Consider the following 24,006-nt stretch of genomic DNA (forward strand, 5'->3'; position numbering starts at 1 on the left):
ATTTCTCTACGCCGTCGGCGCCCCGGTCAATCCAGATAGGCGGTGCGCAGCCGGGCGATGTCCGCCGCCGACAGCCCCATTTCGTCGCGCAACCAGCCGGTTGCACCGCCGGGATGCCGGTCGAGCACCGCCAGCGCCGCCTCGATATAACGCCGGTCCGCCGCCGCCAGCGCCGCGGCGACGCCGGGCGGCAGATGCGCCCAGGGCGTGTCGGCCTGCGCCGGGCTGGTGAGGAGCTTGGCGGCATCGAGGTAGCGGTTGGTCAGCAGATAATCGTCGATCACCGTCGCGCGCGGCACGCCGAGCGCGGTGAGCAGCAAGGCGGCGGCGATGCCGGTGCGATCCTTGCCCGCCGAGCAGTTGAACGCGAGCGGAGCATGGCCGGCGAGCAGCTCGGCGAACATCCGGCGATACTGACCGCGGAACTGGACGAGCATTTTGGGATAGCTCGCGGTCATCGCCGCTTGCGCGGCGGCGGCGGTCCAGTCTTTCATCGCACCGGCGGGCAGAAAGTCGCGGGTGTCGAGCAGATAGTCGTCGCTCAGCACCCGCGGCGCGCCCTGCGCGGGCCAATCGACCGGCTCGGCGGCACGCTCGCGCGTGTCGCGCAGGTCGCAGACGACGCGGAGGCCGCGCCGCTGCAATTCGGCGTAATCGGCCGCGGTAAGCCCGTGCATCGAACCGGAGCGGTACAACAGCCCCCATTTGACGTGCCGGCCATCACCGGTGGCATAGCCGCCGAGATCGCGGAAGTTGCGTCCGCCCTGCAACGGCAGCAGCCGTTGGTGCGCGGACGCGGTTGCGGTCGCGCTGGGCTGAGACCGGGCGACGACGGCGCTGCCCGGCAGCGAGGCGAGCAGCGTCAGCGCCACGGCGGTTGGGATGATGCGCATCAGAAGGTCACCTGCACCTGGCCGCCCAGCGTACGCGGCTCGTTGTAGAAGCCCTGCAGGCCGGTGGTGACATACAATGCCTTGTAGAAGACGTGCTGTTCGTCGAACAGATTGCGTGCCCAGACCGATAGCGTCACCTTCGCGTCGCCCTGCCCCATCGCGATATCGGCGAGCGCCAGCGACGTGTTGACGATGAACGCGGCATCGCCCTTCGGCTGGTAGACGTTGCCCGGATTGTTCGCGCCGACATACACCGGGTCGTTGGAACTGGCGTAGAAGCCCGAATCGTAATTGCCGTCGATATGCGCACGCAGCGTCGCACCGGTCAGCGGCACCTCGAAATCGGCGGCGGCACTGGCCGAGTCGCTCGGCGTGTAGGTCTGGTAGATCGGCACGGCGAGCGTGCTCAGATCGCCCTTGGCATTGGGATAGGGATTCACCGCCGGCGGGATGTGGACATAGGTATGCGCGTAGGAGCCGTGGAGCGTTACTCCGCGCACCGGCATCACCGTCAGTTCGGCCTCGACGCCGTGGATGCCGCCGGTGCCGGGCGCGTTGAGGGTCGAGATCGTCGTCCGCGTCGTCGCGCCGTTCTTGCCGTCGACATAGGGGCGCTGGAAGTCGATCTGGATGTCTTTGTATGTGCCGGCATAGGCCGCGATGTTGAAGCGGGCGTGGCGATCGAAGAATTCGGTCTTGGCGCCGATCTCGAACACCGAGACCGTTTCCGGATTGAACGCGTCATATTCCTGCGAGCGCGAATTGGCGCCGCCGGATTTATAGCCGGTGCTCCATTTGCCGTAGAGATGCACGTCGCGGGTGGCGTCGACGGCGAGATTGACCATCGGATCGACCCGCGACCAGCGCGCGTCGAGCGGCAGTTCGCGCGACACGCCGCGACGGTCGACCGGCAGCTTGCCGTTGACCGTCAGCAGCGTGCCCTGCTTGGCGTCGCGGCTCCAGCGCAGGCCACCGGTCAGGTGGAGGCGGTCGTCGAGCGCGGCGGGCGTCCAGGTCGCCTGGCCGAAGGCGCCGACGCTGCTGGTCTTCACATAGCTGGCGCGGTCGATCCGCTGCGCGGTGTAATCGAGCGGTAGCGCCGCATAGTTCGCCACATCGGTGCGGAAGTTGGGCGGCAGGATCGTATAGGCGGTGCAGGCCGAGGTGGTGCATTGGTTGGTGTAGAAGGCGCGGGCATTGTCCTCGACATGCTCCTGATAATAGAGCGCGCCGGCGACGAACTGCACCTCCGCCACGTCGCCGATCAGCTGCACCTCCTGGCTGAACTGGTTCTGGCGGAAATCGGCGAGGCTGTAGCGTGAGAACGGCAGCGGAATGGTATTGCCGGCGAAATCCTTGCTGACGAAAGTGGTGGTCGACGCCGACAGCGTGCTGGCGGCGGAGCCGTTGTCATATTGGGTCTGGGTCATCGCGCGATAGGCGGTGATCGACTTGACGGTCAGCGCCGACGCCGGGTGATAGGCGAGCGTCAGCTGGTTGCCGCGGACCTTGCCGACGCTGGGCTGCTGCGGCACGCCGACGTTGGCGTCGCGCGCGCGCTGCGGCTGGACGGTGCCGAGCGGCGCCTGCTTGTAGGTGCCGGGCGCGAGCAATTGCAGATAAAGCGGGGTCGAGGCGTCGTAGGAGGTGTCGAACGAATAATCGGCGCTGAAGTCCGCGGTCGGCTTCCACAGCAATTCGTAATGCAGACCGCGCTTGTCATAGGCGTTGAAGCCGTCGGCGCCGGTGAGCGGATTGCGCACCAGCGGGCCGCGGTGGCTGACGACCGCATCGATCTTGACCGCGATATCCTGGATCGCGGGCAGGTCGAGATGCACTTCGCCCTTATAGGCGCCGTAATTGCCGATGCCGGCGATCGTGTTGAGGTGGTATTCGCCGCTCGGCCGCTTGGTGATGATGTTGACCGCGCCGCCTTCGGTGTTGCGGCCGAACAAGGTGCCCTGCGGCCCCTTGAGCACCTCGATATTCTCGATGTCGAACAGCGCGGTACCGAGCCCCTGCGCGCGGCCCAGATATACGCCGTCGATATAGACGCCGACGCCCTGGTCGCGTGCCGGCTGGTTGCTGTCGCTGAGCACGCCGACGCCGCGGATGTTGACGATCAGCGCCGAGTTCCGAGAATAGAACGGCGCGACCTTGAGCGACGGGATCGACCCGTCGCCGAGATCGGCGAGCGACACGACATGGCGGTTGGCGAGATCGTCGCCGCTCAGCACGCTGATCGAGATCGGCGTCTTCTGCGCGCTCTGCGGCCGCTTCTCGGCGGTGACGACGATATCGGTGAGCTGGTCGGGCGCGTCCTCCGGGGTCTTTTCGGCGGTAACGACGCTCTTGGGATCGTCCGCGGCGAACGCCGGCGTCGCGATCAAGGTGGAGCAGACGGCGGTCGCGGCGAGCAGCCGCGCCGCAATGGCGGAAGTGGTGAATGACATGACGGAGCCCCCCGTTTCGTAACGAAACATGGCTGCCCGGTGCGATGTGTTCGTTTCGGATGCATGACAGATCGACCGCATTTATGTTGCGATGCGAAATATCTGCCGGATGGCGCCACCCGCGCCGGCGTCGGTTGGCCGCCCGGATGCGGCCCGATCGGGGGTATAAGACGATCAGCGACCCCCCACAAAGCTACCAGGAACCAACTGGTCTAACGTAGGTTTGTATGTCCAGAACGGTCGGACACCCGCGACCGTTCGCGAGACTTCCCCAACTCGCCTGATCCGTTCGGCCGGTTCGATGCCCCTGGGCAGCGGATCGTGGTCGGCCGTCCGCCTTCCGCGCGGGTCGGGCATTGCTCTTCATGGAGACCGAGATGAACACGCACGAATGGCATGGGGGCGCCCGCTACGTCGGCGGCAAGGTCGAGACGGCCGTCGGCGACGCGGTCGACAGCCGCGACTGGCAGGTCGACGGGATCGTCGATCAGGTCGCCGGTGCGGCGGAGAACCTCTACGGCCGCGCCCAGTCGGTCGCCGAGGACGCGATCGATGCCACGCCGCATCTCGCCGCCAAGGGCCGCGAGGCGGTCACCGACGCCGCCGATCGTGCCGCCGAGGCCGCGCGCCACGGCAAGCGGGTCGTCGCGCGCGGCCTGGACGAGCAGCCGGTGCTGTTGGCCGCCATCGCCGCGGCCGCGGGGGGCTATGCGCTCGCCTGGCTGATCCACGGCCAGCGCGACTGATCGCCGGCGCGCGTCGATGTCCACGTCGCCCACGAGCCTGCGCGAGACCAATGATCTGCGCCACCTGCGCCAGATCATCGCCGGTCTCGACGAAGGCGTGATCCTGATCGATCCCGACCAGAGCCTGCTCTGGGCGAACGATGCCGCTCTGGCGATGCACGGCGTCGAACGGCTCGATCAGCTCGGCGCGACGGTCGACGATTATCGCGCGCGCTTCCAGCTGCGCTATCGCAATAACCACCGGCTCGCGGCGGACGATTATCCGATCGAGCGGGTGGCGGCCGGCGATTCCTTCTCGGAAGTGGTGGTCGAGGTGACCGTCGCCGGCGAGGAGGACCCGCGCTGGGTGCATCAGGTGCGCAGCCTGGTGCTCAACGATGCCGACGAGGACGTGCCGACCTGCGTCGTGCTGATCGTCCAGGACGTCACCGCGCGTTACGAGGCGGAGGACCGGTTCGAACAGTCGTTCAACGCCAATCCGGCGCCGGCGGTGGTCTGCCGCCTCGCCGACCTGCGCTTCGTCAAGGTCAACCAGGGCTTTCTGGAGATGACCGGGCAGGATCGCGACGCGGTGCTGGGCAAGACCGTCTACGACATCGACGTGCTGCACGGCGCCGACCAGCGCGACCTCGCCAAGCAGCGGCTCGCCGAGGGACGGACGATCCCGCAGATGGAGGCCGAGCTGGCGCTGCCCGACGGCGGCACCAAATTGGTCATCGTCGCGGGCCAGCCGATCGATCTCGACGAACGACCCTGCATGCTGTTCACCTTCGCCGACCTCGAACCGCGGCGGCAGGCGGAATCGGCGCTGCGCCACAGCGAGGAGCGATTCACCCGCACCTTCCAGCTGGCGCCGGTGCCGATGGCGATCGGCGCGCGCGACGGCCGTGTGCTGTGCGAGGTCAACGCCAGCTTCACCGCGCTGACCGGCTATGCCGCCGACGCGATCGTCGGCCGCTCGCTCGCCGACCTCGGCCTGTGGGCGGACGATACGGTGCGCGGCGACGTCGAGGCGGCGATCGCGGACGGCGGCGACCTGCGCAGCCACGAGGCGCGCATCGCGGTGCGCGACGGCGGTGCGATCGACTGCGTCGTCTCGACCGAGACGATCACCATCGGCAACGCCAGCTGCCTGCTATGGGCGTTCCAGGACATCACCCAGCGCAAGGCGACCGAACTCGAACTGGTCGAAGCGATCGAGGCGGTGATGAAGGACACGAGCTGGTTCAGCCGCTCGATCATGGACAAGCTGGCGCGGCTGCGTGCGCCGCAGCCCGATGTCGACGGCCCCGGGCTCGATGCGCTCACCGCACGCGAGCGCGAGGTGCTGGCGCTGATCTGCCGCGGGCTCGACGACAAGAGCATCGCGCGGGCGCTCGACGTCTCGGGCAACACGGTGCGCAACCATGTCGCGCGGATCTACGCCAAGATCGGCGTCAACCGCCGCACGGCGGCGGCCGCCTGGGCGCGCGCGCGCGGTTTCGACGACGGCGCGATCGCGCTGCGGTCGATCGCGCGCGGCACGGCGCAGCGAGGTGCCGCATGACCAAGAAGATACCTGCCGATCCGGCGACGCGCGCGGCCAAGGGCGCCGCGCGGGAGACGATCGGCAAGTTGCTCGGCGACGACGCCGAGGTGCGCAAGGGGCGCGCAGAACGGAAAGCGGACGCGACCGGCCGGGCCGGCCGCCCATCCGACGACCGATAACGACAGACGACAACAGGAGTGACTATGGCGACGATAACGACGACCGGCATGACGCCGGCAGAAGAGAATGCGATCCTGCGTGGGCCGAAGCGGCTGTCCTGGGGCGCGATCTTCGCCGGTGTGGTGATCGCGGTGGCGATCCAGCTGGTGCTCGGCATCCTCGGCACCGGGATCGGGCTGACGATGGTCGATCCGGTCGAGGGGACGACGCCCGGCGCCGCCGGCTTCGGCATCGGTGCCGGCATCTATTGGCTGATCACCACGATCGTCGCGCTCGGTGCAGGCGGCTATGCCGCGGCACGCGTCGGTGGCGCGACCGATCGCTTCGATGCGCTCGTCCACGGCATGGTGGTGTGGGGCGTGACGCTGATCCTGACGCTGTACCTGTTGACCTCGGCGGTCGGCGGGATCATCGGCGGCGCGTTCCGCACCGTCGGTGCGGTCGCCGGCGCCGCCGGTTCGAGCGTCGGTGCGGTGGCACCGCGCGCCGCGGAGGTCGCCGGCGTCGACGAGGGCGACGTGCGTCAGGAGGCCGCCGCCTATCTGTCCGCCGCCCCGGCCGATCCGGCGCAGATGACGCCGGAACAGGCGCAGAAGGAAATCGCCAAGCAGCTGCCGGCGATGGCCCGTGGCGGCACCGACGGCGCACAGGCCGAAGCCCGCGTCGTCGACATCGTCGCCGCGCAGCGCAAGATCAGCCGTCCCGAGGCACAGGCCCAGGTGACCCGCGCCAAGGCGGACTTCGTCAAGACCAAGGACAAGGCCGTGGCGACCGCCAAGTCGGCGACCGACACCGCCGCCGGTGCCGCTGCCGGTACCTCGTTCATCATCGTGCTCGCGCTGCTGGTCGGCGCCGGTGCGGCCGGGTTCGGCGCGACGGCGGCCACCCGCCGCCGCCTGCGCTGAGTGTCTGCGGCAGGTCGGCGTTCTTCGACCTGCCGCTCCCCCTAATGGGGAAGACGCATCGCCGTCGCGGTCCGATCGGACCGCGACGGCGGCGTCACTTGCTTATCGCGCGGTTCGCGCCCATCTATGGTGTCCGTATAGTCGCATATCGACGTGACGCGCCGGTGCCGACCGCGCCGTTCGCCCTTCCCTGCCTCTCTTCCTACCGCTGACGAGGTGCCCGATGTCCAGCGACGCCACATTCTTCCGCAAGCAGGCCGATCAGGAGCGCAGCAACGCGTCCGAGGCCAATCTGGACAACGTCCGCGACCGCTGCGAGCGCGCCGCGCGCTCGTGGGAAGCGATGGCCGCGCGCGCCGAGCGGACCGAGGCGATGCGCGACCAGCGCGCCGCCGCCACCCGCGCCGCCAGCACGCTCGCCGCATCCGAGGATGCCGAGTCCGATCCGGTCCACAGCGAGGCGTGATCCACACTCGCGTCACGCCGTTGCGGGGGGCAGCGGCGGCGCACGACACCTTGACCCGCGGCGCGACCTTCCTCGCCGCGCTCGCCGAGCGTCCGGTGATCGCCGACGGCTGGCCGCAGGGTCCGCATGCGCGCACCCGCGCGCGCTTCGTCGCCAATTGCCTGCGCGAGCTCGACCGGTTCCTCCACGGCCTGCTCGATGAACTCGGTGCGTCGGCGGGCCATGTTGTGCGCGAGGAACAGCGCAATACCGCCAACAAACTGCGCGACTATGGCGTCCATCCGCTGGCTTCCGGTGCCGACCGGGCGCGGCTGCTCGCGCTCGGCCGTTCCAGCGCCTGCCTGATCCACTGCAACGGCGTCGTGCGCCGCCCCGACGTCGCCGGCGGCAGCATGATGACCGCCGGCTGGCGCGCCGACGTGGGCGACGAACTGCGCCGTTACCCGCTGGGGACGCGGCTCGCGCCCGGTCGTACCGAGATCATCGACGTCTGCCGCTTCTACGACCGGCTCGGGCATCGGCTGATGCTCGCGCCGCCGGTGCTGCCGCCGCGTCGTCAGCCCGCGCCGAGGAAGCCGCGCATCGCCGCCGCCGCGTCGTTCCAGGCGACGCCGTGCGTCGCGCACCAGGCGTCGTCGTAATAGGTACAGGCGTAACGGTCGCCGCCGTCGCAGAGTAAGGTGACGATGCTGCCCTGCTCGCCCGCCGCGGCCATCTCGGCGACGAGCTGCGCACAGGCGTGGAGATTGGTCCCGGTCGAGCCGCCGACCGATCGCCCGAGCGTTTCCGACAGCGCACGCATCGCGCCGAGGCTGGCGGCATCCTCGACCGCGATCATCCGGTCGATCACCGAGGGGATGAAGCTCGGCTCGAGCCGTGGCCGACCGATCCCCTCGACGCGCGACGCGCAGCCATCGGGCAGCGCGACGACGTCCGGATCGGCGAAATGGCGGTGGAACACCGAATGGACGGGATCGGCGACGCACAATCGGGTCGCATGGCGCTGATAGCGGATGAAGCGGCCGATAGTGGCCGAGGTGCCGCCGGTGCCGGCACCGCACACCACCCAGCGCGGCACCGGATATTCCTCCTCCGCCATCTGCGCGAAGATGCTCTCCGCGATATTGTTGTTGCCGCGCCAGTCGGTCGCGCGCTCGGCATAGGTGAACTGGTCCATATAATGGCCGCCGGTTTCCGCCGCGAGCCGCTGCGCGGCGGCATAGACGGTGCGCGGGTCGTCGACCGCATGGATCTCGCCGCCGTAGAAGCGGATCGCGTCGAGCTTGGGCACCGCGGTCTGCGCCGGCACCACCGCGATGAAGCGCAGCCCGAGCATCCGCGCGAAATAGGCTTCCGATACCGCGGTCGACCCCGACGACGCCTCGATCACCGTGGTGCGCGGCCCGATCCACGCGTTGCACAAAGCGTAGAGGAACAGCGAGCGCGCCAGCCGATGCTTGAGGCTGCCCGTCGGGTGCGAGCTCTCGTCCTTGAGATACAGCGTGATGCCGGGAAAGCGCGGCAGTTCGAGGCGGATCAGATGAGTATCCGCCGAGCGGTTGTAATCCGCCTCGATCCGCCGCACCGCCTCGGTCAGCCAGCGCCGGTCGATCTCCGTTCCATAAGTCATGCGCGGGGGCTTTATACGGGTGAGGCGGAAACGGACAGGGTGGCAACTCGGTGGCGCGCGTAATCGTGAAGCTCCCACCCCGTCCTCCCCCTCCGTCAGCGCTGACGCGCTGCCACCTCCCCCTGGCGGGGGAGGACTTGCCTATTCCTCCCCCGCAAGGGGGAGGTGGCGCGCCGAAGGCGTGACGGAGGGGGAGGATGGGGCGGGAGCCATGAGGCAGTCAAAACCGCACCCCACCTTTACCCGCCTCCACCATTTCTATCGTCGCACCGGCACCCTTCACCCCCTACATCGCCGCGATGATCAGGACCTTCGCGCAGTGACCCGCCCGCCCTTCGGCGTGCAGGTCTTCATTGGCATGGCGATCGGGCTCGCGCTCGGCTTCGTCGCGCGCAGCTATGCGCTGCCCGGTCTGGCCGAGGGGCTGAAGATCGTCGGCGACATCTTCGTCCAGTTGCTGAAAGCGCTGGTCGTGCCGCTCGTCTTCACCGCGATCGTCGCGTCGATCGCCGCGCTGCGCGACCTCAACAATGCCGCGCGGCTGGTCACCGGCACCTTCCTCTGGTTCGGACTCTCGGCGCTGATCGCGGTGTCGATCGGCCTGACGCTCGGCACCTTGCTGCAACCCGGCGCGCATGCCGGGGTCAGCGCCGCCGCCGCGGTGCGACCCGATACCGCGGGCTCGTGGCTCGACTTCCTGCGCGGGCTGGTGCCGGCCAATATCCTCGGCCTCGAAGCCTCGACCAGGCTCGCCGATGGCGGCGCGAAGACCGGCCTGTCGTTCAACGTGCTCCAGCTCATCGTCGTCGCGATCGCGATCGGCGTCGCCGCGGTGCGCACCGGCGAGGCGGGCGCGCCGTTCCTCGCCTTCAACGCCTCGGCGCTGGCGATCTTCCGCCGCATCCTGCGCTGGGTCGTCCGCCTCACCCCGATCGGCACCGGCGCTTTGCTCGGCAGCGCGATCGTCCGCTACGGCTGGCAGTCGCTGTCGGCGCTCGGCACCTTCGCGATCGCCATCTATATCGGCCTCGGCCTCGTGCTGTTCGTCGTCTATCCGTTGCTGCTGCTCGCCAACGGCATGAGCCCGAAGCGCTTCTTCGCCACCGCCTGGCCGGCGATCCAATTGGGCTTCGTCTCGCGCTCGTCGATCGCGACGCTGCCCGTCACCGAACAGGTGGTCGAGCGGCTCGGCGTGTCGCGCAGCTATGCCGCCTTCGCGGTGCCGTTCGCGGCGACGACCAAGATGGACGGTTGCGCCGCCATCTATCCCGCGGTCGCGGCGCTGTTCGTCGCGCAATATTACAATATCCCGCTGCACGGCGCGGACTATCTGCTGATCGTGCTCGTTTCGGTACTCGGCTCGGCGGCGACCGCGGGGCTGACCGGCGCGTTGGTGATGCTGACGCTGACCTTGTCGACGCTCGGCCTGCCACTGGAGGGCGCCGGGCTCTTGCTCGCGATCGACCCGATCCTCGACATGGGCCGTACCGCAGTCAACGTCGCGGGGCAGGCGCTGATCCCGGCGATCGTCGCCAAACGGCAGGGGCTGCTGGCCGAATCGGCCACGGGCGAACTGGTCCCGGCCTGACCCCTGATGGCGCGACACCGGCGCAAAGCCTTGCCCGGACGCCGGAAACGCGCCGCCCTGTCCTACTGGCGGCGTATTCGTTAGCGCATCGCCGGACGGAGCGGCTCTTTCTCAATGGTACAGGAATCGAAACGATAGACCTGGATCGTTTCCATTAAGGTGTCCAACTTGTCCAACGTGCCCGGTGATGGCGTCCGGGATCAGACCGTCGCGAGCGGGGCGAACCGCGCCACCTGCCGGCCGATGAGGCCGAGCTGCTCGACCACCGCGGGGTCGCTCGCCCCGCCCTCGGCATCGAACTTGGTGATCTGCGTGTTGATCGCCGCGGCGAAGGGGGTCGGCCAGCCGCGCAGCGCGTGGACGATCGAGCGCAGCGCCGCGATCGTCGAGCCCGTCGCCTGCCAGCCGTAGGCCGTGGCGATCAGCCCGACCGGCATGTCGGCGAGATAGGGGCGCGCGTCTTTCGCCGTCTCCTCGAGCAGGTCGAGCGCGTTCTTGACCACGCCCGAGATGCTGCCGTGATAGCCGGGGCTGGCGATGATCACCGCCGAGGCCTGGCGCACCGCGTCGACGAACGCCTCCTCGTCGGCGGTGCGGCTGGTCGCGCGCGGGTCGTAGAGCGGCAGGCGGGCCATGTCGGCGCCGCCGAACATCCGCGTGCGGAAGCCCTCGCGCTCGGCGGCGTCGAGCGCGATGCGCAGCGCGCGCTCGGTCGACGAGATGCCGCCGATGGTGCCGCCGATGCCGACGACGAGAGGGGGAGAAGCGGGATCGACTGCCATGACGCCTGCGATAGCGCGGCTCGACGGACGGCGCCAGCCAAGGTAAACTTCGCTAACCTCACGCATAGACGCGTGCCCTTGCCTCAGCTGTTTTAGGATTGTAATACACCTTATGGCTGACCGCTGGGACGAGCCGATGCGTCACGAACCCGTCGATACCAACCGCCGCAATACAATCGGCCGGCGTTACGAGCTGGACGACGAGACGCCGCGCGACCACCGCCTGGGCGGCCGCTTCGACGACTTCATCGACCGCGACGATCCGGCCGGCGGCGACCTGCCGCCGTCGCCGCGCAGCCCGCGCAACATCGGCCGCTGGATCGTGCGCGGCATCGGCGTGGGGATCATCCTGCTGGTGATCGCGATCGGCTGGCTCGCGGTCACCGCACCGCTGAGCCGCTCGCTCAAGCCGCCGACGCCGCCGTCGATCACGCTGACCGCCGACGACGGCACGCCGATCGCGCGGCGCGGCGCGATCATCGGCGCGCCGGTCGACGCGGCCAAGCTGCCCGCGCACGTCACCAATGCGTTCCTGGCAATCGAGGATCGCCGCTTCCGCTCGCATTGGGGGATCGACCCGCGCGGCATCCTGCGCGCCTTCGTCCACAATGTCGGCTCGGGCGGGGTGCGCGAGGGCGGCAGCACGATCACGCAGCAGCTCGCCAAGAACGCCTTCCTCGATTCGGACCGTACCGCCGCACGCAAGATCCGCGAGGTGATGATCTCCTTCTGGCTCGAGGCATGGCTGAGCAAGGACGAGATCCTGTCGCGCTATCTGTCGAACGTCTATTTCGGCGACAACGTCTATGGCCTGCGCGCCGCCTCGAAACATTATTTCGGCCGCGAGCCCGAGAAGATGAACGTCGGCCAGGCGGCGATGCTCGCCGGGCTGGTCAAGGCGCCGTCGCGGCTGGCGCCGACCAGCAATCTGGAGGGCGCGCGCAAGCGCGAGATGCTGGTGGTGCGCGCGATGGCCGAGGCGGGGTTCATCACCAGGGCCGAGGCTGCCGAGGTCGAGCCGCAGCGCGTGCTGGCGAGCCGCCCGACGCAATTGCCGAGCGGCACCTATTTCGCCGACTGGGTGCTGCCCGACGCGCGCGACCAGGCCGGCGAGATCAAGACCGAGGCGACGGTGAAGACCACGCTCGACCGCCGGCTCCAGAATACCGCCGAGCGCGTCGTGCGGCAGGCGGGGCTGCGGCAGGCGCAGGTCGCGATCGTGGCGATGCGGCGCGACGGCCGCGTCGTCGCGATGGTCGGCGGCAAGGATTACGCCAAGAGCCCCTTCAACCGCGCCACCCAGGCGCGCCGCCAGCCCGGCTCGACGTTCAAATTGTTCGTCTATCTCGCCGCGATGCGCGCCGGCATGACGCCGGACACGATGGCCGACGACAGCCGCGTCGAGATCGCCGGCTGGAAGCCGAAGAACGACGACAACCGCTATCTCGGGCCGATCACCTTGCGCCGCGCCTTCGCCCGGTCGAGCAACGTCGTCGCGGCGCGGCTGACGCAGGAGGTCGGCGTGCGCAACGTCATCAAGGCGGCGCGCGACCTCGGCATCTCGACGCCGATCCCCAACGAGGCGACGATCGGGCTCGGCACGGCGGAAGTGTCGCTGCTCGAACTGACCGCGGCCTATGCGGCGGTCGCCAACGGCAAATATCCGGTCCATCCGCGCGGGCTGGAGGACAGCGGCGCGAGCAAGAGCTGGTATCAGTCGCTGACCGGCGGGCCGCGCACGATGCCCGACGGGATCCGCGACCATATGCTCGACCTGCTCGGTTCGTCGCTGCGCGGGACGGGGCGCGCCGCGGTGCTGACGCTGCCCGCCTACGGCAAGACGGGGACGTCGCAGAACAGCCGCGATGCGTGGTTCATCGGCTTCGCCGGCGACCTGGTGGTCGGCGTGTGGGTCGGCAACGACGACAGTTCGCCCAATGCCGGGCTGCACGGCGGCGGCATCCCCGCGCAATTGTGGCGCCAGTTCATGGTCTCCGCGCTCAACATCGCACCGGTCGTCGCACCGGTGGTGATCGAGGAGAATGCGATGGACCCCGAGGCGGTCGTCGGCCCCGAGGAGGCGCTCGACGATCCGATGGGCGATATCGCGGCGCCCGAGGGGACGATCGACGGTTTCGGCATGCAGATGAAGATGGGCCGCGACGGCAGCATCAGCATCGCGCCGGGCCGCGACCGCGCGCCGGTTCCGCCGGACGCGCCGCCACCGCGCGATCGAAGGGGTGGCGACGAGGGGGATGAGGAATAGGGCGGATCGGTATCCGGCCTCCTCTGGACGCGTAGCGATGAGGGATATGTTCGCGCGAAGACGCGAAGGTGTTGCGCTTGCCGCGATATTGGGCCTGTCCATCATGCGGTTGCGATGACAGGATCAGGCCGCCTCGTGCGGACCTTCGCGCCTTGGCGTGATTTCTCCCTTTTACGCGCATCGTCGCGATGCCGGATGTCGTTCCCGTCAGCGCCGGCGTGTGCCCTTGCGAGGATCGGCATAGATAATTGGTTCGCGCAGAGGCGCGGAGACGCGGAGGTGTATCGCGTGGGGCGGCGTGGTCCTGTCTTCGCAATGCCTGAAGGAAAGGGCCGCGATCGCGGCGAGCGCAACACCTTCGCGTCTTCGCGTCTTCGCGTGATCCCCGTTCTTCTTCTTGGGATTTCTGCGGGCGCTGGAGCAATCTCCAGTGTTCCCGCGAATGCGGGAACCCAGGGTCAAGCAGAGCAACGTCCGATCGCGTTCGGGACTCCTGGGCTCCCGCCTGCGTGGGAGCACTGGGGTCGAGCGTAGGATCGTCGCGATATGGAATGGTCGCGCCGGGGTGCGGGCCGGTCGCCAAGGCGCGGTTGCGTTCGCCCGGCGCCCACCAAGCTTCCGCCGTCACCCCGGACTCGTTCCGGGGTCCACTCTGCGGCGGGGAGAAGGGGTCGAATCGACACCGTTCGCTTGCGGCACGGTGGACCCCGGAACCAGTCCGGGGTGACGGATCGGAGGGGGAAGCCGATCGAACCTCGCTGCCGCCGCTTCAGGCGGTGACCCTGCCATCTGGAGGGGCGTTGATGCGGCGCGGACGATTGTTCGCGCAGAGGCGCGGAGGCGCGGAGATGTATCGCGTGGGGCGGCGTGGTCCTGTCTTCGCAATCGCCTGAGGGAAAGGGCCGCGACCGCGGTGGGCGCAGCACCTTGGCGTCTTCGCGTCTTCGCGTGATCCCGTTCCTCTTTTTCGGATTTGTGCGGCGCTGGAGCAATCTCCAGTGTTCCCGCGAACGCGGGAACCCAGGGTCAAGCAGAGCAACGTCCGATCGCGTTCAGGACTCCTGGGCTCCCGCCTGCGCGGGAGCACTGGGGTCGAGGCGGGAACCCCTCTGCGCCTCTACGCCTCTGCGCCTCTGCGCCTCTGCGCCTCTGCGCCTCTGCGCCTCTGCGCCTCTGCGCCTTTGCGCGAACAAATCTTCTTCGCCCTCTCGGCAAGCCGTCCGATCCAGCCAGCGCCCCCGCGATGTCGCCGGACTATGGTGCGTGCGACGCGGTTCCAGACCGCAGGCGGGCTGGTATCGGCCGCCGCCTCGGCTAGACGGTCGCGTCATGGCGCAGCGACGCACCTCTTCCCGGCCGCGCGGGCGGCGCAAGGCGCATGATCTCGCTTCCGAGCGGTGGTTGCTGCTGCTCGGCGTCGTCGCGGTGGTGATCGTGGTGGCGGGGTCGGTCGGGCCGTGGCGGTTCGCGCTGCCGCCGGCGGCGCAGGTCGCCAGACCGTTGACGATGGACGAGGCGCGCGCGTCGAACGCCGCGGTGCCGATCGAGACGAAGCGGCGGCTGCGCGCGCTGCCCTATCGCTTCCAGGGCGGCCCGGCGGCGCGCGAGCAGGCGGCGGAATGCCTCGCCACCGCCGCGCTCTACGAAGCCGGCGACGACCGCCGCGGGCAGCAGGCGGTGATCCAGGTGATCCTCAACCGGGTGCGCGCGCCGGGTTTTCCCAAGACGATCTGCGGCGTCGTCTATCAGGGATCGGACCGGACGACGGGCTGCCAATTCTCGTTCACCTGCGACGGATCGTTCGCCCGGCGGCCGGTGCATCTCGGCTGGGGCGCGGCACGGCGGGCGGCACGGCGGGCGCTCGGCGGCTATGTCTTCGCCGCGGTCGGGCGGGCGACGCATTACCATACCGACTGGATGGTGCCCTATTGGCGCGATACGCTGGTCAAGGTCGGGCGGGTGCGCTCGCACCTGTTCTACGTGCGGCATTAGGGGCGAGCCTTTCGCCCGCCGATCTGGCAAGACCGCCCCCCGCAGCAAGGAAGCAGACGATGGCAAAACGATTCTGGGCGCAGATCATCGAGTTGGACGAAGAGGTCGAGGCGGCGAGCATCCCCGGCGTGACCGATCACGAAAGCGCCGCCGATGCGCTGGTCACCGATTTCGTCGGCGCGATGGGCGGCGAGATCACCAACGGCGCGGTGCGCGTGTGGATCGAGGGCGGCGCGGCGAAGGTGTACGACTGGAGCGCGGAATTCGACATGCCCGAGGATGCCGATCTCGACGGCGACGAGGATATCGAGGTCGAGGGCGAGATCGTGCTGACCGAGCGGCTGGGGTGATTTGGGGGGGCCGGCCCTCCCGTCGCCTCGGCCTTCGTCGAGACGTCCGCGATCCCACCCGTGCTCCTGCGAAAGCAGGAGCCCAGGGCCAGGCAGGACAACGGGCTATAGCGTTCCGGACTCCTGGGCTCCTGCGTTCGCAGGAGCACGGGTGGGGTTCCTTCGACGTGTCGGTCGGAGCGGCGGCCATTCGCCCGCCAACGCCGGTTGACGGTGCCTGCCGCGCGCCGCAAGGTTTTCGGCATGCGCTTCTTTTCAGACAATGCCGCGCCGGTGCATCCCAAGGTGATGGCCGCGCTGATGCAGGCCAATACGCTCGACACCGCTTATGACGGCGACGCGCGGTCGCAGGCGCTCGACGGGCGGCTGTCCGATCTGTTCGGCACCGAGGTGACCGCCTTGTGGGTGCCGACCGGGACCGCGGCGAACTGTCTCGCGCTCGCCGCCTTGTGCCCGCCGCACGGTGCAGTGGTGTGCCATCGCGACGCGCATATCCAGAACGACGAGGGCGGTGCGCCGGAATTCTACACCCATGGCGCCAAACTCTATCTCGCCGACGGCGAGGGCGCGAAGCTGACCCCCGGCACGATCGCCACGGTGATCGACGCGATCGCCAACGACGTGCATCGCGTCCAGCCGCATGCGATCTCGATCACCAATGCGACCGAATATGGCCGCGTCTACACGCCCGACGAGGTCGCCGCGATCGGGGCGCTGGCGCGGACGCGCGGGCTGGGGCTGCATATGGACGGCGCACGCTTCGCCAATGCGGTGGCGACGCTGGGGTGTTCGCCCGCGGCGGTGACGTGGCAGGCGGGGGTCGACGCGCTGAGCTTCGGCTTCGTCAAGAACGGCGCGATGAGCGCCGAATTGCTCGTCTTCTTCAAGCCCGCGCTCGCCGGGGCGACGCTGTACCGGCGCAAACGCGCCGGGCTGCTGTTCTCCAAGGGCCGGTATCTCGCCGCGCAGGTGCTGGCGATGCTCGAGGACGATCTGTGGCTCGACAACGCCCGCGCCGCCAATGCGCGCGCGGCGGAGCTGGCGGCGGCGGCGGGGGCGCGGCTGGTCCATCCGGTCGAGGCGAACGAGGTCTTCCTGCAGGCGACGCCCGCAGAGGCGGCGGCATTGCGTGCGCAGGGGTTCGATTTCTATGACTGGGCGGCGGGCGAGATCCGGCTGGTGACGGCGTGGGACAGCCCGGCCGATCAGGTGGCGTGGCTCGCGGCGGCGATCGGGGACCTGTGAGCGAGGCCGCCGCACCCCGGTCGACGCGGGCGGCGATCCTCGTCCCCTTCGCACTGGTGACGCTGATCTGGGGATCGACCTGGCTGGTGATCCGCGACCAACTGGGCGTGGTGCCGCCGAGCTGGTCGGTGACCTATCGCTTCCTCGTCGCGGGCATCGCGATGACGATCGTCGCCCGGGTCAAGGGCGAGCGGTTCGCGCTCGACGGCCGCGGCTGGGCGTTCGCGGCGGCGGTCGGCGTGCTGCAATTCTGCCTCAACTTCAACTTCGTCTATCGCGCCGAGCATCACATCACCTCCGGCCTCGTCGCGGTGGTGTTCGCGATCCTGCTGGTGCCCAATGCGCTGTTCGCGCGCCTCCTGCTCGGCCAGCGGATGGGCGGGCAGCTGATCGCCGGATCGGCGGTGGCGATGGCGGGGATCGCCTTGCTGTTCCTGCACGAGGCGCGCAGCGGCCCGGCGGGGACCGCGGCGACGCTGGCCGGGATCGGTTTCACCGGGGTGGCGATCCTCGCCGCGTCGATGGCGAACGTGCTGCAGGCGACCCCGACCGCGAAACGCTATCCGATGATGGCGACGCTGGCGGTGTCGATGCTGATCGGCGCAGGCGTCGACGGGCTGGTCGCCTGGTGGCTGACCGGGCCGCCGGTGATCGAGACGCGCGCCGCCTACTGGGCGGGGATCGTCTATCTCGGGCTGTTCGGCTCGGCGGTCGCCTTCCCGCTCTATTACCGGGTGCTGCGCGTGATCGGGCCGGCCAAGGCGGCCTATTCGAGCGTCATCGTGCCGGTGATCGCGATGCTGCTGTCGACGCTGTTCGAGGGCTATCGCTGGTCGCCGCTCGCCGCGGCGGGGGCGGCGCTGACCGGGGTCGGGCTGGTCATCGCCTTGAGGGCGCGCAGGCCGAACCGGTAATCGCGATAGGCGGGACACCAGCCGAGGATGCGCTTCGCCTTGCCGTTGGCGACGCGGCGGTTCTCGGCATAGAAGCCGCGCGCCATCGGGCTCAGCGTCTCCAGCGCCACCACTGGCGGCGGCGGCAGGCCGAGCAGATGCGCGGCGAAGGCGACGACCTCGTCCTGCGAACAGGGCCGGTCGTCGGCGAGATTGTACGCGCCGGCGGGGGCGTCGCGCGCGGCGAGCACGCCGCCGACGATATCGTCGACATGGACGCGGCTGAACAGCTGATCGGGCAGGCCGATGCGATGCGCCTTGCCCGCGGCGACGCGATCGAGCGGCGAGCGGCCGGGACCGTAGATGCCGGGCAGGCGGAAGACGCGCGCGCCGCGGGCCAGCCATGCGGCGTCGGCGGCGGCGCGGGCGGCGCGGCGGCCGGAGCCGGTCGGCGCGCTCTCGTCGACCCAGGCGCCGGCGGCGTCGCCGTAGACGCCGGTCGAGGAGAGATAGAAGAGCCGGCGGCCGTCGAGCGCGTCGCCATAGCGGGCGAGCACCGGGTCGTCCTCGCCCTCCGGCGGCACCGAGGACAGGATGTGCGTCGCCGCGGCGATCGCCGGCCGCACCGCCGCCGCGTCGGCGAAGCGCAGACTGCCGTCGCGGCCGTCGCGCGTCGTGCCCAGCGTCGCGCCGGGCCAGGCGGCGGCGATGCGCGCGGCGGTGTAACCGAGGCCGAAGATCAGGAGCATGGCCTATCCTATCGTTCGGGCCGGGCTTGGCGAAGCCCCGTTTGCCGAAAGCCGTCCTTCGGCGGGTTCGGACCCTAACGCGCCATCGGCCCCTTGTAGGTCGTGCCGAAATAATCGCCCTTGTTCCAGACCGGCCGCGCGTCGCCGTCGGCGATCTCGCGGGCGATCGCGTAATTGGTCGCAACGAAGCGCACGCCCTGGTCCCACAGGATCGGCTGGACCAGGTCGTCGCCGGGGCGGTGGTAGCGGTTGGCGAGGAAATCCTCGAACGGCGCCTTGCCTGCGCCCTTGATCCCCGGCCACAGGAAGACCGAGGGGATGCCCTTGCGGACGAAGTTGAAATGGTCCGAGCGGGTGAAGAAGCCCTGTTCGGGCATCGGATCGGGCGACAGGCCGACGCCGACCGCGCCCACCGCACGCGCCACGATCGGGCCGAGCGTCGAGCGCTGCGCGCCGAAGGCGATCATGTCCTCGAACCGGTAGAGCAGCACCGGCATGTCGAGATTGACGTCGGCGACGATGTCGGCGAGCGGCACGGTCGGGTGATCGACGAAATAGCTCGACCCGATCAGCCCCTTCTCCTCGCCGGTCACCGCGAGGAACATCACGGTGCGGCGCGGCGGCTTGCCGCTGGCGGTGAAGCGCTTCGCCTCCTCGATCAGGCTGGCGATGCCGATCGCATTGTCGAGCGCACCGTTGTTGATCCGGTCGCCCTCCCCGCCCGCGTTGACGCCGATATGGTCGAGATGCGCGGAGAGGATCACCAATTCCTTCGCGAGCACCGGATCGGCGCCGGGCACGACGCCGATGACGTTGCTGCTCGCGCCCGGGGTGAAGGCGGTGCGCGTCGTCGCCGACAGCGTGCCGGACAGCGACAGCGGCGTATAAGCGGGTTTGTCCGCTTTGGCCTGCGCGGCGATTTCGCTCCACGCAACGCTGCCGAAGAGCTTCGTCGCGCCGGCCTGGCTCAGCGTGCCGAGCACCGGCGTGGTCGGTGCGGGGCTGGTGCCGGTGCCCGCCGGCGTCGCCCAGGTGGTGCGTGGATTGGCGTAGCCGCTCGCCGAGAACGGCCGCTGGCGCGCGGCGGGGCGCGGCGATTCGAGCATGACGATGCCGATCGCGCCATGCGCCGCGGCGATCTGCGCTTTGGTCGCGGCGGAGGCGAAATAGGCGCGTTCCTCGCCCGCGAACGTGCCCGGCGCGCCGGCGAAGATCGCGACGATCCGGCCGCGCGCATCGATGCCGGCATAATCGTCGACGCCATATTGCGGCGCGACGATGCCGCGACCGGCGAAGACGACGGGCGCAGTCACCTGCGTCTCGGCACGCGCCGGATTGGCGGCGGGGATATAGTCCGTGCCGAAGATCAAAGGCTGCGCTTTGCCGCCGGATGCGGTCCACGCCATCGCCCCCTCGTCCGCCGCCTTGTAGACGACGAGCGGCACCGTCTGCAAATAGCTGCCCGCATCGCCGGCGGGGCGCAGGCCGGCGGCATAGAATTGCGCCGCGACATATTGCGCGGCGATATCGAATTCGGGGCTGCCCGCCTCGCGTCCCTTCATCGCATCCGAGGCGAGGAACAGGACGTGCGCCTTCATCGCCGCCTGATCGGCGGGCAGCGCTCGGTTGAGCAGCGCATTGGCCTGCGCGGCGGCCGTGTTGGCCTGCGTGGCGGGCGTAGAGGTCTGCGCCGGTGCGGACGCGGCGAGGGTCAGCGCGGCGAGCGCGCCAAGAGTACGGATCATGCAGGGGTCCTGACGTGGGTGACGGGACAGCGTATCAGCGCCTCGGTCCAGCACAAGGCTGATCCCGGCCGGAGGAATAACTGGCAGCGGGCGTCGGCGTTCTTATAAAGGGTGGATGCTCGACGCCCTCAACGCCATCGCCCAGCCCGCTCCCGCCGCGACCGGTGCGATCAGCCGCCACGATTATCGCCCGCCCGCCTGGCTGGTGCCGGAGACGCGGCTGGTGTTCGACCTCGATCCCGCCGCGACGCGGGTCACCGCGACGCTGTCGGTGACGCGCAACGACGCCAGCGGCGATCCGCTGCGGCTCGACGGCGCCGGCCAGCGCCCGCTCGCGGTGCGCGTCGACGGCGTCGCTACCGACGATTGGCGGATCGAGGGCGAGCAGCTCGTCGTCCCGCTCGCCGGCGACGCGCATACGATCGAGACCGAGGTGGAGATCGCACCCGAGCGCAACACGCAGCTGATGGGCCTCTATGCCAGCGGCGGCATCCTGTGCACGCAATGCGAGGCGGAGGGCTTCCGCCGCATCACCTATTTCCCCGACCGGCCCGACGTGCTGAGCCGCTATGCGGTACGGATGGTCGCCGATGCGGCGCGCTATCCGGTGCTGCTCGCCAATGGCGATCCGGTCGCGGCGGGGACGCTCGACGACGGCCGGCATTGGGCGGAATGGAACGACCCCTTCCCCAAGCCCTCCTATCTGTTCGCGCTGGTCGCCGGCGACCTCGCGGTCAATCGCGGCCAGTTCACCACGCAATCGGGCCGCAGCGTCGACCTCGGCATCTGGGTGCGCGCCGGCGACGTGGAGAAGACGCGGCATGCGCTCCACGCGCTCGAGCTGGCGATGGCGTGGGACGAGCGCGTCTACGGCCGCGAATATGACCTCGACGTGTTCAACATCGTCGCGGTCGACGATTTCAACTTCGGCGCGATGGAAAACAAGGGGCTGAACATCTTCAACAGCCGCTACATCCTCGCCGATCCCGACACCGCCACCGATTACGATTACGACGCGATCGCGGCGGTGGTGGCGCACGAATATTTCCACAATTGGTCGGGCAATCGCATCACCTGCCGCGACTGGTTCCAGCTCAGCCTCAAGGAAGGCTTCACCGTCTATCGCGACCAGGGCTTCTCCGCGGATCAGGGCTCGGCGGCGGTCAAGCGGATCGAGGACGTGCGCGGCCTGCGCGCCGCGCAATTCCCCGAGGATGCCGGCCCGCTCGCGCATCCGGTGCGCCCCGAAAGCTATATCGAGATCGGCAATTTCTATACGGCGACGATCTACAACAAGGGCGCCGAGCTGATCCGCATGATGGCGACGATCCTCGGCCCGCAGGCGTTCCGCGCCGCCACCGACCTCTATTTCACCCGCTTCGACGGCACCGCCGCGACCTGCGAGGATTTCGTCGCCTGCATGGAGGAGGCGAGCGGCAAGGATCTGACCCAGTTCCGCTTGTGGTACAGCCAGGCGGGCACGCCGCGCGTCGCCGCCAGCCTGTCGCATCAGGCGGGCGACGGCCGCGCGACCTTGCGCCTCGCGCAGCACGTGCCGGCGACGCCGGGCCAGCCCGACAAGCAGCCGATGGTGCTGCCGCTGCGCATTCGCGTGTTCGGGGCGGAGACCGGCCGCGCGCTCGGCGACGAGCAACTGGTGCTGCTCGACGAGGCGGCGAGCACGATCGTGTTCGACGGCATCACCGAACGGCCGGTGCTGTCGGTCAACCGCGGCTTCTCGGCACCGGTGATCATCGAGAGCGACCGGTCGGCGGCCGATCTCGCCTTCCTCAGCGCGCACGACGACGATCCCTTCGCGCGCTACGAGGCGATGCAGCAATTGATGCTCGACACTTTGGTGGCGACGACGATCGAGGGGCGGCCCGACAATGACGCGGTGATCACCGCGGTCGCCAACACGCTCGACGACCGCACGCTCGATCCGGCGTTCGTCGCGGAGGCGGTGCTGCTGCCGTCGGAGGGGTTCATCGGCGACCAGCTCGCGATGGTCGATCCCGAGGCGATCTTCCGCGCGCGCGAAGGGCTGCGCCGCGCGCTCGGGCTGCGCCTCGCCGACCGGTGGCGCGACGCCTATGAGCGCGCGCCGGACGGCCCCTATGTCTACAGCCCGGCGGCGAAGGGCCATCGCCGGCTGCGCAGCGTCGCGCTCGGCTATATCGCGGCGAGCGGCGCCGACGATGCCGCGACGATCGCCTTCCGCCAGTTCGAGCGCGCCGACAATATGACCGACCGGCAGGGTGCGCTCGGCACGCTCGCCAACGGCTATTCGGACGAGCGCGAGGCGGCGCTCGACATCTTCTACCATCGCTATGCTGGCAACTCGCTGGTGATCGACAAATGGTTCCAGACGCAGGCGCTGTCGTCGCGCGACGACACCGGGCGGCTGGTCGCCGACCTCGCACAGCATCCCGATTTCACCCTCGCCAATCCCAATCGCGCCCGCGCGCTGGTCGGTGCGTTCGGGGCGAACCAGCGGGCGTTCAACGCGGCGGACGGTTCGGGCTATCGCTTCCTCGCCGACCAGCTCATCGCGCTCGACAAGCTCAATCCGCAAACCGCGGCGAAGCTGCTGCCGCCGCTGGCACGGTGGCGGCGTTTCGATTCGGATCGCGCGGCGCTGATGCGCGGCGCGCTGGAGCGGATCGTCGCGACGCCGGGCCTGTCAAAGGACGTGTTCGAACAGGCGTCGAAGAGCCTGGGGTAAATCGGCCAGTCCCGCGTCGCTCTGCAGCGCGGGGTGCGGGCGGGTTTCGGGCCATTCCGCTGCGCGCTAGCCGGCGGAATGAGTCGAAACCTTCGGGAACGTTGGCTCTGCCGCGCGATCCTATAAGTGTTCCTGCGCACGCAGGAACCCAGGGCCAAGCAGAACAACAATTGCCGGCGTTCGGAACCCTGGGCTCCTGCGTTCGCAGGAGCACTGGTGGTTCACGCGGGTCCCGACCACCTCCGGGGGACGGTGGTCGGGTGTCCTGTCTTACGCCTCGACCGCTTCGGCCCGCGCGTTGAGCTTGCTCGTCGCCAGTTGCGTGAGCTTCTCGTCGGTCGCCTTTTCCTCGTCGAGCGTCTGCTGGTACAGCGCGGCGCTCTCGGTGCGGCCGAGTTGCTTCGCCCAGGTGACCAGCGTGCCGTAGCGGCTGATCTCATAATGTTCGACCGCTTGCGCCGCGGCGGTCAGCGCGGCGTCGAGCACCGCCTTGTCGCTCACCTCGCCGGCGACCTCATTGGCTTCCTTGATGATGCCGTCGATCGCCGGGCAGGTCGCGCCCTTGGGCTGGCGGCCCTCGATCTCGAAGACGCGGCGCAGACGCTCGATCTGCCCCTCGGTCTCGCGCAGATGCTGTTCGAAGCCCTGGCGCAATTGCACGTCGGTCGCCTTCTCGATCATCTTGGGCAGCGCCTTGGTGATCTGCTGCTCGGCGTAATAGATGTCCTCGAGCTGGTGGACGTAGAGATCCTCGAAGGTCGCGATGTCCTTGCTGAACAGGCCCATGGTCGTTCTCCGTCATATTGTGGTGTCGGGGGGTGCAACGAGCCGGACGGCGGCACGGTTGCGTCGGCCGGCACTGATCCGGAT

General features: G+C 69.2%; 20 protein-coding genes. 13 read left to right on the forward strand and 7 right to left on the reverse strand.

Going from position 1 to position 24,006, the window contains the following annotated elements; genetic code table 11:
- Positions 1 to 26: 26 nt before the first annotated feature.
- Both AC07U4_RS08645 and AC07U4_RS08650 read right to left on the reverse strand, forming a co-directional pair.
- A complete protein-coding gene (locus AC07U4_RS08645) occupies positions 27 to 893 on the reverse strand; it encodes a tyrosine-protein phosphatase (RefSeq protein ID WP_495195147.1) in 867 nt (288 codons plus the stop codon).
- Entirely contained in the window at positions 893 to 3,346 is a 2,454-nt protein-coding gene (locus tag AC07U4_RS08650; RefSeq protein ID WP_495195148.1) for a TonB-dependent receptor, read from the reverse strand. Before AC07U4_RS08650 ends, AC07U4_RS08645 begins: the two co-directional genes overlap by 1 nt.
- Before the next feature lie 377 nt (positions 3,347 to 3,723).
- On the opposite strand from AC07U4_RS08650, the gene AC07U4_RS08655 reads away from it, so the two are divergent.
- The 6 genes from AC07U4_RS08655 to AC07U4_RS08680 all read left to right on the forward strand — a co-directional run bounded on the left by AC07U4_RS08655 (position 3,724) and on the right by AC07U4_RS08680 (position 7,812).
- Positions 3,724 to 4,092 carry a CsbD family protein gene (locus AC07U4_RS08655; protein WP_038667564.1) on the forward strand — a complete coding sequence of 123 codons (369 nt, stop codon included), beginning with the start codon at positions 3,724 to 3,726 and terminating at the stop codon, positions 4,090 to 4,092.
- Between the two features lie 16 nt (positions 4,093 to 4,108).
- Complete coding sequence (locus AC07U4_RS08660) at positions 4,109 to 5,638, forward strand: helix-turn-helix transcriptional regulator (protein ID WP_495195149.1); 1,530 nt, start codon at positions 4,109 to 4,111, stop codon at positions 5,636 to 5,638.
- Positions 5,635 to 5,799 (forward strand): hypothetical protein, encoded by a 165-nt coding sequence (locus AC07U4_RS08665; RefSeq protein WP_495195150.1) that lies wholly within the window; start codon positions 5,635 to 5,637, stop codon positions 5,797 to 5,799. Before AC07U4_RS08660 ends, AC07U4_RS08665 begins: the two co-directional genes overlap by 4 nt.
- A gap of 24 nt (positions 5,800 to 5,823) precedes the next feature.
- The gene (locus AC07U4_RS08670; protein WP_495195151.1) at positions 5,824 to 6,705 is read left to right on the forward strand and encodes a hypothetical protein; all 882 of its coding nucleotides are present in this window, start codon (positions 5,824 to 5,826) and stop codon (positions 6,703 to 6,705) included.
- A gap of 223 nt (positions 6,706 to 6,928) precedes the next feature.
- Complete coding sequence (locus tag AC07U4_RS08675) at positions 6,929 to 7,171, forward strand: hypothetical protein (RefSeq protein ID WP_038664807.1); 243 nt, start codon at positions 6,929 to 6,931, stop codon at positions 7,169 to 7,171.
- Entirely contained in the window at positions 7,168 to 7,812 is a 645-nt protein-coding gene (locus tag AC07U4_RS08680) for a hypothetical protein (RefSeq protein WP_038664805.1), read from the forward strand. Before AC07U4_RS08675 ends, AC07U4_RS08680 begins: the two co-directional genes overlap by 4 nt.
- On the opposite strand, the gene AC07U4_RS08685 is transcribed toward AC07U4_RS08680, so the two are convergent.
- Positions 7,728 to 8,801, reverse strand: a complete 1,074-nt coding sequence (locus AC07U4_RS08685; RefSeq protein ID WP_495195152.1) for a PLP-dependent cysteine synthase family protein — start codon at positions 8,799 to 8,801, stop codon at positions 7,728 to 7,730. The two genes, AC07U4_RS08680 and AC07U4_RS08685, sit on opposite strands and share 85 nt — an antisense overlap.
- A 319-nt stretch (positions 8,802 to 9,120) precedes the next feature.
- Between AC07U4_RS08685 and AC07U4_RS08690 the strand changes: the two genes are divergently transcribed.
- Positions 9,121 to 10,389 carry a dicarboxylate/amino acid:cation symporter gene (locus AC07U4_RS08690; protein ID WP_495195153.1) on the forward strand — a complete coding sequence of 423 codons (1,269 nt, stop codon included), beginning with the start codon at positions 9,121 to 9,123 and terminating at the stop codon, positions 10,387 to 10,389.
- Between the two features lie 200 nt (positions 10,390 to 10,589).
- Here the strand turns inward: AC07U4_RS08690 and AC07U4_RS08695 are convergent, their stop codons facing one another.
- Positions 10,590 to 11,171, reverse strand: a complete 582-nt coding sequence (locus AC07U4_RS08695; RefSeq protein ID WP_495195154.1) for an NADPH-dependent FMN reductase — start codon at positions 11,169 to 11,171, stop codon at positions 10,590 to 10,592.
- Positions 11,172 to 11,283: 112 nt separating this feature from the next.
- Between AC07U4_RS08695 and AC07U4_RS08700 the strand changes: the two genes are divergently transcribed.
- From AC07U4_RS08700 to AC07U4_RS08720, 5 genes are all read left to right on the forward strand, one after another.
- Positions 11,284 to 13,437, forward strand: coding sequence for a transglycosylase domain-containing protein (locus AC07U4_RS08700; RefSeq protein WP_495195155.1), 2,154 nt, complete (start codon positions 11,284 to 11,286; stop codon positions 13,435 to 13,437).
- A gap of 1,329 nt (positions 13,438 to 14,766) precedes the next feature.
- Entirely contained in the window at positions 14,767 to 15,429 is a 663-nt protein-coding gene (locus AC07U4_RS08705; RefSeq protein WP_156143849.1) for a cell wall hydrolase, read from the forward strand.
- A 59-nt stretch (positions 15,430 to 15,488) separates the two neighbouring features.
- Entirely contained in the window at positions 15,489 to 15,779 is a 291-nt protein-coding gene (locus AC07U4_RS08710; protein WP_495195156.1) for a hypothetical protein, read from the forward strand.
- 243 nt (positions 15,780 to 16,022) lie between these two features.
- A complete protein-coding gene (locus AC07U4_RS08715; protein WP_495195157.1) occupies positions 16,023 to 17,024 on the forward strand; it encodes a threonine aldolase family protein in 1,002 nt (333 codons plus the stop codon).
- Positions 17,021 to 17,938 (forward strand): DMT family transporter, encoded by a 918-nt coding sequence (locus tag AC07U4_RS08720; protein WP_137898188.1) that lies wholly within the window; start codon positions 17,021 to 17,023, stop codon positions 17,936 to 17,938. Before AC07U4_RS08715 ends, AC07U4_RS08720 begins: the two co-directional genes overlap by 4 nt.
- Here AC07U4_RS08720 and AC07U4_RS08725 read toward each other — a convergent pair.
- Positions 17,848 to 18,666: a Rossmann-fold NAD(P)-binding domain-containing protein gene (locus AC07U4_RS08725; RefSeq protein WP_495195158.1), complete on the reverse strand. Its 819-nt coding sequence runs from the start codon at positions 18,664 to 18,666 to the stop codon at positions 17,848 to 17,850. The genes AC07U4_RS08720 and AC07U4_RS08725 overlap by 91 nt on opposite strands.
- A 74-nt stretch (positions 18,667 to 18,740) precedes the next feature.
- Entirely contained in the window at positions 18,741 to 20,411 is a 1,671-nt protein-coding gene (locus AC07U4_RS08730; RefSeq protein ID WP_495195159.1) for a M28 family peptidase, read from the reverse strand.
- 115 nt (positions 20,412 to 20,526) lie between these two features.
- Here AC07U4_RS08730 and pepN point away from each other — a divergent pair, with 115 nt between their 5' ends.
- Positions 20,527 to 23,136, forward strand: coding sequence for an aminopeptidase N (gene pepN / locus AC07U4_RS08735; RefSeq protein ID WP_495195160.1), 2,610 nt, complete (start codon positions 20,527 to 20,529; stop codon positions 23,134 to 23,136).
- A gap of 270 nt (positions 23,137 to 23,406) precedes the next feature.
- Here pepN and AC07U4_RS08740 read toward each other — a convergent pair whose 3' ends face one another.
- Positions 23,407 to 23,922 (reverse strand): YciE/YciF ferroxidase family protein, encoded by a 516-nt coding sequence (locus AC07U4_RS08740; protein ID WP_038664778.1) that lies wholly within the window; start codon positions 23,920 to 23,922, stop codon positions 23,407 to 23,409.
- Between the last annotated feature and the right edge of the window lie 84 nt (positions 23,923 to 24,006).

This window comes from Sphingomonas sp. GW821-FHT02B09 (assembly GCF_059421875.1).

Bases quoted from the DNA above. Each gene is read 5' to 3' on its own strand.
- AC07U4_RS08705 (WP_156143849.1), top strand. From the start codon at position 14,767: ATGGCGCAGCGACGCACCTCTTCCCGGCCGCGCGGGCGGCGCAAGGCG.
- pepN (WP_495195160.1), top strand. From the start codon at position 20,527: ATGCTCGACGCCCTCAACGCCATCGCCCAGCCCGCTCCCGCCGCGACC.
- AC07U4_RS08655 (WP_038667564.1), top strand. From the start codon at position 3,724: ATGAACACGCACGAATGGCATGGGGGCGCCCGCTACGTCGGCGGCAAG.
- AC07U4_RS08730 (WP_495195159.1), bottom strand. From the start codon at position 20,411: ATGATCCGTACTCTTGGCGCGCTCGCCGCGCTGACCCTCGCCGCGTCC.
- AC07U4_RS08685 (WP_495195152.1), bottom strand. From the start codon at position 8,801: ATGACTTATGGAACGGAGATCGACCGGCGCTGGCTGACCGAGGCGGTG.
- AC07U4_RS08670 (WP_495195151.1), top strand. From the start codon at position 5,824: ATGGCGACGATAACGACGACCGGCATGACGCCGGCAGAAGAGAATGCG.
- AC07U4_RS08725 (WP_495195158.1), bottom strand. From the start codon at position 18,666: ATGCTCCTGATCTTCGGCCTCGGTTACACCGCCGCGCGCATCGCCGCC.
- AC07U4_RS08645 (WP_495195147.1), bottom strand. From the start codon at position 893: ATGCGCATCATCCCAACCGCCGTGGCGCTGACGCTGCTCGCCTCGCTG.
- AC07U4_RS08665 (WP_495195150.1), top strand. From the start codon at position 5,635: ATGACCAAGAAGATACCTGCCGATCCGGCGACGCGCGCGGCCAAGGGC.
- AC07U4_RS08695 (WP_495195154.1), bottom strand. From the start codon at position 11,171: ATGGCAGTCGATCCCGCTTCTCCCCCTCTCGTCGTCGGCATCGGCGGC.
- AC07U4_RS08740 (WP_038664778.1), bottom strand. From the start codon at position 23,922: ATGGGCCTGTTCAGCAAGGACATCGCGACCTTCGAGGATCTCTACGTC.
- AC07U4_RS08660 (WP_495195149.1), top strand. From the start codon at position 4,109: ATGTCCACGTCGCCCACGAGCCTGCGCGAGACCAATGATCTGCGCCAC.
- AC07U4_RS08675 (WP_038664807.1), top strand. From the start codon at position 6,929: ATGTCCAGCGACGCCACATTCTTCCGCAAGCAGGCCGATCAGGAGCGC.
- AC07U4_RS08650 (WP_495195148.1), bottom strand. From the start codon at position 3,346: ATGTCATTCACCACTTCCGCCATTGCGGCGCGGCTGCTCGCCGCGACC.
- AC07U4_RS08700 (WP_495195155.1), top strand. From the start codon at position 11,284: ATGGCTGACCGCTGGGACGAGCCGATGCGTCACGAACCCGTCGATACC.
- AC07U4_RS08710 (WP_495195156.1), top strand. From the start codon at position 15,489: ATGGCAAAACGATTCTGGGCGCAGATCATCGAGTTGGACGAAGAGGTC.
- AC07U4_RS08715 (WP_495195157.1), top strand. From the start codon at position 16,023: ATGCGCTTCTTTTCAGACAATGCCGCGCCGGTGCATCCCAAGGTGATG.